Origin of the sequence: Streptomyces sp. NPDC005281 (assembly GCF_040607495.1) — a bacterium.
GTDB lineage: Bacteria > Actinomycetota > Actinomycetes > Streptomycetales > Streptomycetaceae > Streptomyces.
The window spans coordinates 330,313-343,602 of record NZ_JBEXGX010000004.1 but is presented as its reverse complement, the minus strand read 5'-3'; the positions used below and the strand labels follow the sequence as shown (position 1 = coordinate 343,602).

Below are 13,290 nucleotides of genomic sequence, written 5' to 3'. Positions count from 1 at the left end.
CCTCCGGCGCGACGATACCGATCACGTGCACAATCGCTCGTAGCGCACGCCGGTTCGTCCCGGGCGGGTCGTGTCGTCCCGCCTCCGTCGAGAGGCCGGCTTCTCTTGGCGTCGCCGTTCTGCCCTGTCCTAGCGGCGCCGAACGCGGCGAAGCTGTAGAAGCCGCGATCGGCCCGCAGCGTCCAGCCGGGACAGCGGGCAGGATGGCCTCATGACAAAACTGTCCGCACGGTCGGTCCGTCGTGGCTCCTCTGGTTCAGTGCTGTCGTTGTGGTCGCAGGACTCCGTGCTGTCGATCGGCTCAGTGGGATCGGTGCTGTCCGTGGGGTCCGTCGGTTCGGCCTTGTCGGTCGGCTCGATCGGAAGTGCCCTGTCGGTCGGCTCGATCGGTTCCGCCCTGTCGCTGATTTCGACGGGGTCGTGGCTGAGTACGGGATCGTTGTTCTCCGCGCAGTCTCGGTGGTCGGTGCTGTCCTGGCGTTCCTCTCACGGTCTCCTGGCAGCGGGAGCGGTGGGGGCAGCGGCCGGAGGCGCCCTGTTGTTGGCCCGGACGCTTGGCAGGGCCGAAACCGGCACCGAATAGCCTCGAACGGATTGCCCCCGCAGACAGCCGCGTCCGCCGCTCCAAGGGTGCCTGCGAGGGGCCCGCCGAGGCCGCTTCAGGCAGTGGCTGCGGGGGTGTGGTCCAGCATGTCGATCGTGGTGTCGGCCGCCTCGACGACGACCGGGTCGTGGGTGGCGACGAGGGTGACGCAGCCGTGTTCGTGTGTGGTGCGGGCGATGAGCCGGGTGAGGTCGTCGGCACGGGTGCGGTCGACGGCTGCTGTCGGTTCGTCGACCAGGAGGAGTTCGGGCCGGGACAGCAGGGCGCGTGCCAGGGCGACGCGTTGGCGTTCACCGCCGGAGAGCTGGTCGGGCCGGTGGCGCAGCCGGTGGCCGAGTCCGACCTCGGCGAGCAGTTCGCGGGCCTGGGTGCGCAGGGTGCGGGGTTTGTGCCCGGCGAGGGAGGCGGCGGCGAGGAGTTGTTCCTCGGCGGTGAGGCCGGTCAGCAGGTTGCCGCTCTGGAACATGTAGCCGATGCGGGTCCGGCGGGCGTGGGCGCGTTGGCGGTCGGTGAGGGCGGCCAGGTCGGTGTCGTTGAGGAGGACCTGTCCCCGCTCCGGGCGGAGCAGGGCTCCTGCGACGGCGAGGAGGGTGGACTTGCCGGATCCGGAGGGGCCGACGACGGCGGTGAGGGCGCCCTGCTGGAAGGAGGCGGTCAGCCTGTCGAGGGCGGTGGTGCGGGATTCGCCGCGGCCGAGGGTGACGGTGATGTCGTCGAGGCGGAGGGTGAGGGCGGAGCCCCCGAGGCCGACCAGGACCACGGCGGCCATGGTCGTGGTGAGGGTGGCGGCGGGCAGGCTGAACGGCACCTGCTCGCCGACTAGGAGGCCCACGGCGGCGGCAAGTGCGGCTCCGACGGCGGTGCCGGCGGCGACGACCACGGCGGCCTGGGCGAGGGTGTGGCCGAGGAGGCGGCGCCGGGATGCCCCCATGGCGCGGAGCAGGGCGAGTTCCGGGGTGCGCTGGACGGTCCATACGGCGAAGAAGGCGCCGACGACCAGCGGGGCGATGAGGAAGAGGAACGTCTGGATGGAGGTCATGGTCAGGCGTTCTCCTTCGTAGCCGGGGGCGGCGGCGAAGGCGCCCTGGAGCGGGACGGTGGCGGTGTCGTGGCGGTGGTCGGCGTCGGCGAGGGCCTGTCCGGCAAGGCCGGCGGGGGCTTTGAGGGCCATAGCGGTGTACTGGTCGGGGAGGCCGGCGGGTGAGGTGTGCGCGCCGGGGGTGGTGAAGCGGATCTGGCGCCAGGCGTCGGTGGTCACGTGGGCGACCGGGACGTGGCCGTAGGAGGATCGGCCGGTGGTGCCGGTGACCTTCAGGCGGATGCCGAGCCGGTCGACGGTCAGGGTGTCGCCGATATGGACGCCGTCGTTCACATCGACGGTCAGGGTGTCGCCGATATGGACGCCGTCGTTCACCAGCTGGCGGGAGACGACGATGCCCTGGGGCATGGCCGCGTCCAGGCGGTGGCCCTTCTCGGCGCCGGGGTCGGTGAAGGCTCCGGGCCGGACGCCGAAGGCGGCGAGGTCGACCGCCACATCGCGGTCGGTCGTGCCGCGGGTGATGGCGACGCCCAGCGGTGTGGCCTCGACGCCCTTCTCCCGCGTCCAGCCGGTGGCGGCGCGCTCGGATAGAAGATGGCGACGCGGTGTCCCTAAGTGGGGTGGGTCCTAGACTGGCCGGGTGCCCAGGATCCAGGCCGCTTCGGTCGCCGATCACCGTGCCCAGCAGCGTGCCGCCCTGCTCGACGCGGCATACGAGCTGCTCGCCGAGGGCGATGCCGCCGAGGTGACGTTCGCGGCGATCGCCCATCGCACCGGGCTGGCCCGCAACAGCGTCTACAAGTACTTCTCCAACCGAGATGAGCTGCTGACCGAGGTGGTGCGGCAGGCCGCACCGCGCTGGACCGAGCGCATTCGCGCCGCTCTCGCCGCCGCAGGCGACGCCCCCGAAGAGCGGGTCGCCGCCTATGTCACGGTGCAGTTGGAGATGGTGCGTGACGGCGAGCACCGCATCGCCCGTGCAAGCGCCGACGCACAGGACGCCGCGGCCCTGCGCGCAGGTGCCGATTCGGCGCACCGCGCCCTGCTCGACCCACTCGTGGACGCGCTGAGCGACCTCGGCGACGACGCTCCGCTGCGTACCGCCCGGCTGCTGCAAGGGCTGGTGAACGCCGCGACCACGGCGCTGGAGGCAGGTGACGACTACGCCGCGGTGACGGACCGCACGGTACGACTGGCCGTCGCCGCCCTCGCAGGCCTCACGGCCGATCCGCTACCCCGGTGAGCCGACAGGCGTGTTCCGCCTGTCCGACAAGGAACTCTGTGGCCGCGACGGAGCCGTCGCGCCGGTCGAGGCCCTGGGCCGATTTGGGTTCAGTTCCCCAGTGACGACAGGGCCGCCGCCACCCGGTCGGAAGCCTCTGGTGGGGTCGAGGCGTGTGGGGAGAAGCGGAGTGAGTCAGTGCGTACCGTCGGGGTGACTCCCTCGGTGTGCAGGGCCTTCGCCACGACCGTCGGGTCGTGGTCCGGCATCGTGAAGGAGAGAACGCCGGCTCGGTGTTCCGGGGCGGTGGGGGAGAGGATGAGGCCCCCGTGGGCGGTGACGACTTCGGTCAGTTCGGTGATCCGCTCGGCGATCGCGGCCTCGATCGCCCCGACCGTGTGCCGCTCCACGAGCTCCAGCGCGGTCGCGAACGCGGCGGCCGTCACCGGGCTGAGGTTGGTGATCGACCAGCGTTGTGCGTCCGGGGACGGCGAGTGTTCCGTGCCGTCGAACACGCCGACGTTCTCGACACCCGTCCAGCCTGTGAGGACCGGTTCCAGGGATTCCAGGGCGCGGTCGGACAGTGTGGCGAAGCCGGTCGCCCAGCCCGCGCGCAGCCACTTCTGGCCGCCGGCCACCACCACGTCGGCCGCGTCCCAGTCCATCGCTGTCACACCGAACGCCTGGATCGCGTCCACGATCAGCAGTCGGTCAGGACCGATCGCCTCGCGCAGGGCCGCCAGGTCGGCGCGGTAGCCGGTGCGGAAGTCCACGGCGCTGACGGACACGGCGACGACGTCGTCGGTCAGCGCGGCTCGGACCAGGTCGGGGGTGACCCCGCTGCCGGGTACCGGGTCGAGCCAGCGGGGCGTGGCCCGGCCCAGGTCGGCGGTGCGGCGCCACGGATAGTGGTTGGCCGGGAAGTCGGTGCGCGGCGTGAGAACCACGCCCGTCCGGATGCCGAGGGCCGCGTGGAACATGCCGGTTGAGGCGTTGGGGAGCAGCACCGTGTGCCGGGCGTCGGTGCCCGCGAGGCGTGCGGCCGTGTCGCGTGCGACCGCCTCCGTGCGCATCAGACCGTCCACGGTGGTGTGATCCGCGCTCGCGGACTCCTCCATGGCGCGCGCGGTGGCGGCCACGGCGTCCCGCGACGGGGGACCGAACCGTGCGAAGTCGAGATACCCGGCGGGCGTGTCGAAATGGGCTGCGTACGACGTGAGCACGGGGCTCGTCCTTCCGGGGCGGGGTGGGACGGGGTGGGGTGGGGGCGATGCGAGTCGGTCGGGCCGGTCGAGTGGGCCGCCGGTGGGGCCGGCTGGTCCGGTGGGTCAGTGGTGGCGTGAGGGTGGCGGACCCCCGTACGGGCTTTCGCCGTCCCGGGCACGGTTCCACCCGCCTGCACCGTACGCGCCGCACTCCGCCGCGACCGGGCCCGGGGTGCGCGCGTGGTGTCGGCCCGCACGAGCACGTACAGGGGAACGGGGCGGCCGGACACCTCCCAGAAGGTGCCCGGCCGCCCCGTTCGCCGACGTCGGCGACGATGAACCCTGCGCTCAGTGTCCGGCGGACTCCTCCGGGCGGGCGTGGCGCGGCAGGAGGAACGCGAGCAGGAACGTCAGGGCGAGCATGCCGTCGACGATCCAGAGCAGCGTCTGCATGACGGAGCCGAAGCCGCTCCGGAAGGCGGACGTCGCGGTGTCCTGGAGTGCGGCGGGTATCCGGGCGCCGGCCTCGGGCGAGGTCACGGCGGAGCGGGTCTCCTTCTCCAGGCGGGCGCAGGACGCCGGGGTCGCGGCGGGATCCTTGGCGGTGGCACGGTCCGAGGTGCAGGTGCGCAGGCCGGCCACGATGCGGTCCTGGGCGTCGGGCGAGACATGCGCGGCGGACAGTTGTGCGCGCAGGTGGTCCGAGCGGTGGTCGACGGCGGTGGCGATCCCGCCGCCCAGCAGGCCGAAGAACGCCGTGCCGAGGATGGCCACGCCGAAGGCGCCGCCGAGCTGCTGCACCGCGGTCATCGTGCCGGACGCCGAACCCGTCTCGTGCTGCTCCACGCTGGCGAGGACGATGTCGAAGAACGGGGCCATGAGCAGGCCCATGCCGATGCCCGTGACGAGCAGCGACGGCAGGAGCTGCCAGGGGCCGACACCGGATCCGGCCTGGTCGAGGGTCAGCCACACGCCGAAGACACCGAGTGCCATGACCAGGGCGCCCGCCTGGAGCACGCTCCGGCCGAACCTGACCACGCCCTGGGCGATGCCGAAGCCGACGATCATGCCGCCCGACCAGGGCACCATCACCAGGCCCGCCTTGAGCGGCGAGTAGCCGAGGCCGATCTGGGTGTAGAGGTTGAAGACGAGCATGAAGCCCTGCATGGTCGAGAAGAAGACCAGCCCGAGGATCATGCCGCCGCTGAAGCCGCGCTTGCGGAAGAGGCTCGGGACGACCAGCGGGTCCAGGCCGGCCCTGCTGCGGCGGGACTCGTACACGGCGAAGGCGACGAAGACGACGACGGAGGCGCCCATCATCAGGAACGTCCACACGGGCCAGTCGTACTCACGGCCCTGGACCAGCGGGAAGATGATGAACAGCGCGGCCAGGGAGACCAGGATCATCCCGGGGATGTCGAGGCGCGGCTTGTTCTCGGACCGGCCCCTCGGCAGATAGCGCACGGCGCCGAGGATCGCCGCGGCACCCAGCGGCAGGTTGATGAGGAAGATCATGCGCCAGCCGGTGCCGAAGTAGTCGGCGTCCACCAGCCAGCCCGCCAGGATCGGCCCGCAGACCGCGGACAGACCCATGACCGGGCCGAACATGCCGAAGGCCTTCTGCGACTCCTTCGGCGGGAACATCTCCTTGATCATGCCGAGACCCTGCGGCAGCATCACCGCGCCGAACAGGCCCTGCACGACCCGCGCGCCTATCAGCATCCCGGGCGACACGGACACCGCGCACAGCAGCGATCCCACGGTGAAGCCGGCGGCTCCGACCAGGAACATCGTGCGCCGCCCGTGGATGTCCCCGAGCCGTCCTCCGGTGACGAGCCCGACGGCCATCGAGAGGGTGTAGGCGGCGGCGAGCCACTGGAGTGTGGAGGCGCCGCCGCCGAGGTCGGCCCGCATGGAGGGGCCGGCGATGTTCGTGACGACGGCGTCGAGGAGGTCCATCACCTCGGCCGCGAGAATCACGAACAGCGCAGCCCAGCGCCACCGGTAGGGCGCTGGTGAGTCGATGGGCGTCTCGGCGGACGCGACACCGGTGGTGGACATCGGAAACTCCTCGTGAAGAGCCCGCGCCGGGCTACGACCGGGGCGCGGTGGGACGGATGGGTGTGACTGCCCGGCTAGCCGTCCCGCAGGGAGGAACAGGGAGAGGGGCAGAGGTGGAACGGAGGGCGAAACGGAGGGCGAAACAGAAGAGCGGACGCCGGTGAACGCTGTTCACCCTAGCAGAACAGTGCTCACGGCGAGAACGGCGTTCATTAAGATATAGCGCAACCTTGCGGCGAGGACAAGATATATCGCGTCTGAGTCAGGTGAACGCCGCTCTCCCGGAGAGAACACTGCTCTTCCCTGCCTAGACTGTCCTCATGAGCGACGCGGCCGCCGGCACCCCCGTACCACCTCCGCCGTCCCCCTGGGAGCGGGAGCGCCCCGATCGTGCTCGCGTCGCCCCCGCGCGTGCTCCGCTGTCGCGTGAACGCATCGTCGAGGCGGCGTTCACCGTGCTCGACCGTTCAGGGCTCGACGGGCTGTCGATGCGCCAGGTCGCGGGCGAACTGGGAGTCACGGTGTCCGCCCTCTACGCCTACGTCAGCTCCAAGGACGATCTCCTGGAGCTGATGTACACCCGGCTCTTCGACGGCTTCTCGCTGCCCGAGCCCGACCAGGAGCGATGGCGGGAGCAGGTGCGCGAGTACGCCCGTTCCTGGCGCCGGGTGCTGCTGTCCCATCGCGACATGGCCAGGATCTCCATGGCCCATGTCCCCTTCACCGCCGAACTGCTGCCGCACGTCGAGTCGTTGCTCGCCGTCTTCCGCACCGCGGGACTTCCCGACCGCATCGCGGCGGAGGCCGGTGACCTCATCTCCACGTACATCGACGGGTTCGTCCTGGAGGAGGGCATGTGGCAGGACAGGGCGGCCCAGCAGAGCGGCGGCGGCACGCTGGCCCGCCCCGACTGGCGTGAGATGGCCGACGAGATGCAGAACTACTTCGCGTCCCTGCCCGAGGAGGACTTCCCCCATCTGCGCGCCCTGTCCGGGGTGATGGTGACGGACTCCTCCGACGAGCGGTTCGACATCGGTCTGGAGATCATCCTGCGGGGCCTGGCGAGCTATCTGCCGGACGCGACGGCCTGAACGGCCGCCGCTCGCGCCTCAGTTGTTCCAGCTCTCGTCGTACGGATCGTGCGGAGTCGGGACCGGCCTCGCCAGGCTGACCTCGACGTACGGGATGACCCCGCCGTTGACCGGGTCCTTCGTGCGCCTGGCGGTGTAATGGCCGGTGACCTCGAGCCAGGTGTCGGGTTGCAGGACGGGCGGAATCCGGCCGGACAGGCCGATCTTGACCGGCTGGGCGTCGGCGGCGCAGCAGTTGAGGGCCATGCGGACGAGATACGGCGCACCGGCGTGGTCGAGCGCGACAAAGCCGATGATCTTGACCTGCCGGCCGTCGAGCGAACGGCCGTGGTCGTACGCAGCCCTGCTCGCGTAGTCGACCAGGCCGAGGGCGACCGGGTCACCGGCGGGCAGCTTGGCATAGCCGAAGGGTGCCTGGAGCGCCGTACCGGTGCGCATCGCGCTGTAGGAGCCGAGGGCCGGCGGCGCGACCAGGATCAGCGCGAGCAGCGGGAGGACGAGGAGCCACGAGATACGCGGCTCACGGTGTCCGTGACCGTGCCCGTCGTGACCGTGCCCGTCGTCGTGGCCGTCGGCGTGCCCATGGTCCTCCGTGTGGCCGTCCGTGTGCTCGTCCAGGCCGCCGCGCCCGGTAGCCCCGCCGCGCCCGTCCGCGAGTTCCCGCTCGTGCCCGACGTCGTGTGCGACTGCGACTGCCGCCGTCTTCGCGTCCGAGGCCGTGGGCGCGAGCGCCTGCCGGAGCTCGGCGTCGTGCCCGTCGCCGGACCGGCCGGCGGAGGACTTCCGGTGCTCGCGTATCTCGTACCAGACCGTGGCGAGGGCCGTGACGATGAGCACCACACCGGCCGCGAGCAGCAGCGGACGCAACCCGGCCTTGACGTACCGCAGATAGAGGTCCGTGACGCTCGCGTGCAGCACCGCCGCGCCGACGAGGAAGAGCACGGCCGCTTGTGCCTGCCGGTTCAAAGGAGCACCGCCCCGATCAGTACGGACGTGAGGATCGCGAGGGCGAAGGTGGTGGGTGCGAAGCGTGCCGCGAAGCCGCGGCCGAACGTGCCGACCTGCATGGCGAAGAGCTTCAGGTCGATCATCGGGCCGACGACGAGGAACGCCAGCCGGGCGGTGAGCGAGAACTGGGTCAGCGAGGCGACCACGAACGCGTCGGCCTCGGAGCAGATCGACAGCAGCACGGCCAGGATCGCGAGCGCCAGGATCGACACCACCGGATTCCCGGCCGCGGCGTGCAGCCAGCTCGCGGGTACGACCGACTTGAGTGTGGCGGCGGCCATCGCGCCGAGCACGAGGAACCCGCCCGCGTGCATCACGTCGTGCCGCACCGACCCCCAGAACGCCGCCCCCTTGCCGAGGCCCTCGTGCTCGGGGCGGGCCGGCGGGCGCATCCAGTCGGTGCGGCCCAGGCGCTGCCACAGCCAGCCCATCGCGCAGGCCACGAGAAGACTCGCCACGAAGCGGGCGAGAACCATCTCCGGGTTGCGGGGGAAGGCGACGGCGGTGGCGGTCAGCACGATCGGGTTGATCGCGGGGGCGGACAGCAGGAACGCCAGGGCCGCGGCGGGAGTGACGCCGCGGCGCACCAGCGCCCCGGCGACCGGTACGGAGGCGCACTCGCAGCCGGGCAGGATCGCCCCGGCCAATCCGGCGACCGGCACCGCGAGCGCCGGGCGCTTGGGCAGCGCGCGGGCGAAGAACGACGGCGGCACGAACACGGCGATGACCGCGGACAGCAGGACGCCGAGCACGAGGAAGGGCAGGGCCTGGATCACCACCGCGACGAACACGGTCATCCAGCTCTGCATCACCGGTGCGGACAGGGCTCCGCGGATCGGCCCCTGCGACGCGACGACCAGCAGCAGGAGCATGGTCAGGGCGAGCGGGGAGTTGAAGTTCCAGCCCTGCCGGCCCCGGCGGTCGTCGTCGTCACGCCGGTGCACCGGCGGCGGGGCTTCCTTGGTGATGGTCACGCTCGTGGTACCTCCGGTCGGGGAAGGGCGCGGCTGCGGATGCCCTTCCGCCTTGAATACGCCGGTCCGGCCACAGCTTCTCACCGGGCGTCGGAGGCATTGCCCGCACCCGGGGCTTTCTTGACCTCCGCGGGACCCGGGGCGCGCTTCGCGTGTGTTCCCGCAGGTCCCGCGGACGCGGCTCACGCGGCGCCCCGGTCCCACGGGCGCGGCTCCCGAGGCGCCGCCGGCGCCGGACTGTGGCTCGCGCGGCGGCCGTTGTGACATCTCTTTACGTGGGTGTCATGTACCTGTAGCTTCCCGGCCGCAAGTGCTTTCAGGAATTTGCCGGTTCTTCTTGCAGCGCAACTCCCCCTCCCCGCACCCGCATCGGAGCCGCCCAATGAACCGCAGACGTCAACGCCCGCCACTGAGAGCGCTGATGGCGCTTCTGGCGGTGACCGGACTCTTCGGACTGACCCCGCCGGACACGGAGCCGGTCCCCATGGAGAGCACGGCCGCGACCTCCACGACGGCGACCGTCTTCTACTACACGAAGACCAAGAACTGGCCGGCCACCTATCTGCACTACGCCCCGGACGGCGGTTCCTGGACCACCGTGCCGGGGGTGCAGATGGAGGCGGCCTGCACGGACTGGGTGAAGAAGACCGTGGACCTCGGTTCGGCCGCCGGGCTCCAGGCCACCTTCAACAACGGAAGCGGCACCTGGGACAACAACGGTGGCAGCAACTACGCGCTGGGCACCGGCACCATCACCGTCAAGGACGGTGTGATCGCCCACAGCGACCCGTGCGCCGACACCGGTACGGGCAGCGGCAACCAGGCCACCGTCTACTACTCGACCGCCACCTCCGGCTGGACCACGGCCAACATCCACTACGCGCCCACGGGCGGCTCCTGGACGACGGTTCCCGGCGTCGGCATGGACACCGCCTGCACCGGCTGGTGGAAGAAGACCCTCGACATCGGCACGGCGACCTCGCTCAAGGCCGCCTTCAACAACGGCAACGGCGTCTGGGACAACAACAACAGCGCCGACTACACGATCCCGTCCGGCACCACGACGGTGAAGGACCGGACCGTCACCGCCGGCGCCACCGACCCGTGCGCCGCCCAGGCGCCGGACACCCAGGCGCCGACCACGCCCACGGGAGTCACGGCGAGCGCCACCGACACCTCGGTGGTGGTGAGCTGGAGTCCGGCGACCGACAACACCGGCGTGACGAAGTATCAACTCACACGCACGGGCGGCATGAAGGGAGCCGTCGTCACCGACGTCGGCTCGACGGTCCACTCCGACACGGGACTTGAGGAGAAGACCACCTATACGTACACGGTGAAGGCCGTCGACGCGGCCGGGAACACCTCACCCGCCTCCGCCGCCGCCGTGGTCACGACCGGGGAGAAGGCACCCGCCCCGGCCTCGGGGACACCGCTCGGCACCGACCCGCGCAAGGACCCGATCTACTTCGTCCTCACCGCCCGCTTCTACGACGGCGACAGCTCCAACAACCGCGGTGGCAGCCAGGACGTCAAGTCGGGCAACGCGGCCAACAACGACCCCATGTTCCGCGGCGACTTCAAGGGCCTCGTCGACAAACTCGACTACATCAAGGCGCTCGGGTTCTCGGCCGTCTGGATCACCCCGGTCGTCCTCAACCGTTCCGACTACGACTACCACGGCTATCACGGCTACGACTTCTACAAAGTCGACCCGCGCCTCGAGTCGGCCGGCGCCTCCTACCAGGACCTGATCAACGCGGCCCACGCCAAGGGCATGAAGATCTACCAGGACGTGGTCTACAACCACAGCTCCCGCTGGGGAGCCAAGGGCCTGTTCACGCCGACGGTGTACGGCGTGCGCGACACCCAGTGGAGCTGGTACTACGACGAGAAGAACGACGGATTCGAGTACGACGGCCTGACCGTCGAGCCCAAGTCGGGGAAGTCGTACTACAACGGCGACCTGTGGTCGACCGCCGAACCTTCCGGCAACACCTGCCTCAACTGGGGCAAGCCCACCGGGGGCAAGAGCGCCGAGGGCTACACGCTGTACAACTGCCAGTGGCCGAGCCCCACTTCGGGCATGTTCCCCAAGGCGTACTACCACCAGTGCTGGATCGGCAACTGGGAGGGCGAGGACTCCCGTTCGTGCTGGCTGCACGAGGACCTCGCCGACTTCAACACCGAGAACGCCACCGTCCAGAACTACTTGATCGGCGCGTACGACAAGTACATCGACATGGGTGTCGACGGATTCCGTCTGGACACCGCCGTCCACATTCCGCGCGTCACCTGGAACCGCCGTTTCCTGCCCGCCATCTACGACCGGGTGACCCAGCGGTTCGGCACGGACGCCGCGAAGAACTTCTTCGTCTTCGGCGAGGTGGGCGCGTTCGTCAACGACAAGTGGAACCGGGGCTCGGTGAACCACTCCGCGCAGTTCTACACGTGGAAGGAGCGCAAGGAGTACAGCGCGGACGACGAAACGGCCGCCATCGAGCAGTACAACTACGAGGAGCAGCTCGGCACCGGCAACCAGCCCACTTCCACCAACGCGTTCCTGAGCGGGAACAGCTACCACACCCCGGACCGCAGCCAGTTCTCCGGCATGAACATCATCGACATGCGCATGCACATGAACTTCGGTGACGCGCAGAACGCCTACAACAATGGCAAGGACTCCGACGACTCCGTCAACGACGCCACCTACAACGTCGTGTACGTCGACAGCCACGACTACGGCCCGAACAAGTCGAGCACCCGCTACAGCGGCGGCACCGACGCCTGGGCCGAGAACATGGCACTGATGTGGACCTTCCGCGGGATTCCCACGCTCTACTACGGATCGGAGATCGAGTTCCAGGCGGGCAAGCAGATCGACTGCGGGCCGACCTGTCCGCTGGCGACCACCGGACGCGCGTACTACGGCGACCATCTCGCGGGGAGCGTCACGGCGTCCGACTTCGGCAAGGCCGACTCCGCGAGCGGCGAGGTCGCCACGACCCTCGCACAGCCGCTGGTCAAGCACCTCCAGCGGCTCAACCAGATCCGCCGGGCGATCCCGGCCCTTCAGGCGGGCCAGTACTCGACGGACGGCATCAGCGGCTCGATGGCCTTCAAGCGCCGCTACACCAACGGCTCCACCGACAGCTTCGCCCTGGTCACGGTCACCGGCGGCGCCACGTTCACGGGCATCCCGAACGGTACCTACACGGACGCCGTCACCGGTGACGTGAAGACCGTCACGGGCGGCACGCTGTCCGTGGCCGCTCCCGGGAAGGGGAACCTGCGGGTGTACGTGCTGAACGGTCCCGGCAAGATCGGAACCGACGGGCCCTATCTGAAGTAGCGCCCGACCGGCGCACAGCTGGGAAGCGGCGGTCACCGCCCTCCCGCCCAGGCGTACCCCGCCCGGACGGGGGTACCCGTGACCGCTGCGACCGCACCCGGCGGCAGCCGGGATGAATGGCGCGGTGAGGGGTGGGTACGCGACCGTCGAGCCGTCCGGGAGCGAGACCGGCCCGGGTGGCCGCCCGCCCGCCACGACCTGGGGATCTGCCATGGACACGCCCTTGAACAACAACCACCCGACCGCACCCGCGGCGACGCCGGCCCAGGAGGCACTGGACACCCTCGTCGTGAACACCAGCGACACCGCCGCGCTGGACACACTCGCCGGAAGCGATGTCCTGGTTCCCGTGCCGGACGACGCCTCGGACGCGGACATCGCCGATCCCCACGCCGTGGCGCTGCCCGTCCTGGACGATCCGGAAGGCGGACAGGTGGTTCCGGTGTTCACCTCGGAGCTGGAACTGGCCGAGCTCCTCCCCTCCGTCTCCCGCTACCGTGTCGTGCCGCTGGCCGCGCTCGCCGCCCAGTGGCCCACGGGCGATCTGGACCTCATCATCGACGCCGCCTCACCGCACGGTCTGACCCTCACCTCCGAGGGCGTACGCACTCTGCTGGCGCGGTAGCGAGGCCGGCGGCCGCGCGACGCGGGCGCGGCCCCGGGACCCACCCGGATTCCGTCGGGGCCGTGCCGCGGTCGCCGGACGGAGCCGAATGCGTGCTGTAGCGGAAGGG

The 13,290-nt window shown here is 70.5% G+C and carries 10 protein-coding genes and 1 pseudogene; 5 read left to right on the top strand and 6 right to left on the bottom strand.

Annotation, left to right across the window (positions count from 1 at the left end; all coding sequences use genetic code 11):
* Positions 1-211: 211 nt before the first annotated feature.
* A complete protein-coding gene (locus tag ABZV42_RS08640) occupies positions 212-583 on the top strand; it encodes a hypothetical protein (RefSeq protein WP_355984026.1) in 372 nt (123 codons plus the stop codon).
* Between the two features lie 76 nt (positions 584-659).
* Here ABZV42_RS08640 and ABZV42_RS08635 read toward each other — a convergent pair whose 3' ends face one another.
* Positions 660-1,313 (bottom strand): ABC transporter ATP-binding protein, encoded by a 654-nt coding sequence (locus tag ABZV42_RS08635; protein ID WP_356051354.1) that lies wholly within the window; start codon positions 1,311-1,313, stop codon positions 660-662.
* Between the two features lie 21 nt (positions 1,314-1,334).
* Positions 1,335-1,643, bottom strand: a pseudogene (locus tag ABZV42_RS08630) (FtsX-like permease family protein); the annotation flags it as partial.
* Between the two features lie 640 nt (positions 1,644-2,283).
* On the opposite strand from ABZV42_RS08630, the gene ABZV42_RS08625 reads away from it, so the two are divergent.
* Positions 2,284-2,886 carry a helix-turn-helix domain-containing protein gene (locus ABZV42_RS08625; RefSeq protein ID WP_356051285.1) on the top strand — a complete coding sequence of 201 codons (603 nt, stop codon included), beginning with the start codon at positions 2,284-2,286 and terminating at the stop codon, positions 2,884-2,886.
* Between the two features lie 89 nt (positions 2,887-2,975).
* On the opposite strand, the gene ABZV42_RS08620 is transcribed toward ABZV42_RS08625, so the two are convergent.
* Positions 2,976-4,088, bottom strand: coding sequence for an aminotransferase class V-fold PLP-dependent enzyme (locus tag ABZV42_RS08620; RefSeq protein ID WP_355984022.1), 1,113 nt, complete (start codon positions 4,086-4,088; stop codon positions 2,976-2,978).
* A 330-nt stretch (positions 4,089-4,418) separates the two neighbouring features.
* On the bottom strand, positions 4,419-6,131 hold the full coding sequence (locus tag ABZV42_RS08615) for an MFS transporter (RefSeq protein ID WP_355984021.1): 1,713 nt from the start codon (positions 6,129-6,131) through the stop codon (positions 4,419-4,421).
* Between the two features lie 320 nt (positions 6,132-6,451).
* On the opposite strand from ABZV42_RS08615, the gene ABZV42_RS08610 reads away from it, so the two are divergent.
* A complete protein-coding gene (locus ABZV42_RS08610; protein ID WP_355984020.1) occupies positions 6,452-7,222 on the top strand; it encodes a TetR/AcrR family transcriptional regulator in 771 nt (256 codons plus the stop codon).
* Between the two features lie 18 nt (positions 7,223-7,240).
* Here ABZV42_RS08610 and ABZV42_RS08605 read toward each other — a convergent pair whose 3' ends face one another.
* Both ABZV42_RS08605 and ABZV42_RS08600 read right to left on the bottom strand, forming a co-directional pair.
* Complete coding sequence (locus ABZV42_RS08605) at positions 7,241-8,188, bottom strand: TIGR03943 family protein (protein ID WP_355984019.1); 948 nt, start codon at positions 8,186-8,188, stop codon at positions 7,241-7,243.
* Positions 8,185-9,204, bottom strand: coding sequence for a permease (locus ABZV42_RS08600; protein ID WP_355984018.1), 1,020 nt, complete (start codon positions 9,202-9,204; stop codon positions 8,185-8,187). The genes ABZV42_RS08605 and ABZV42_RS08600 overlap by 4 nt, the downstream gene beginning before the upstream one ends.
* Positions 9,205-9,688: 484 nt before the next feature.
* On the opposite strand from ABZV42_RS08600, the gene ABZV42_RS08595 reads away from it, so the two are divergent.
* The gene (locus tag ABZV42_RS08595) at positions 9,689-12,556 is read left to right on the top strand and encodes a carbohydrate binding domain-containing protein (protein WP_356051352.1); all 2,868 of its coding nucleotides are present in this window, start codon (positions 9,689-9,691) and stop codon (positions 12,554-12,556) included.
* Positions 12,557-12,767: 211 nt separating this feature from the next.
* Complete coding sequence (locus ABZV42_RS08590; protein ID WP_355984017.1) at positions 12,768-13,181, top strand: SseB family protein; 414 nt, start codon at positions 12,768-12,770, stop codon at positions 13,179-13,181.
* Positions 13,182-13,290 lie beyond the last annotated feature (109 nt).

Excerpts from the sequence above, each read along its gene's own strand:
- ABZV42_RS08615 (WP_355984021.1), bottom strand. The coding sequence starts at position 6,131 with ATGTCCACCACCGGTGTCGCGTCCGCCGAGACGCCCATCGACTCACCA.
- ABZV42_RS08640 (WP_355984026.1), top strand. The coding sequence starts at position 212 with ATGACAAAACTGTCCGCACGGTCGGTCCGTCGTGGCTCCTCTGGTTCA.
- ABZV42_RS08610 (WP_355984020.1), top strand. The coding sequence starts at position 6,452 with ATGAGCGACGCGGCCGCCGGCACCCCCGTACCACCTCCGCCGTCCCCC.
- ABZV42_RS08590 (WP_355984017.1), top strand. The coding sequence starts at position 12,768 with ATGGACACGCCCTTGAACAACAACCACCCGACCGCACCCGCGGCGACG.
- ABZV42_RS08595 (WP_356051352.1), top strand. The coding sequence starts at position 9,689 with ATGGAGAGCACGGCCGCGACCTCCACGACGGCGACCGTCTTCTACTAC.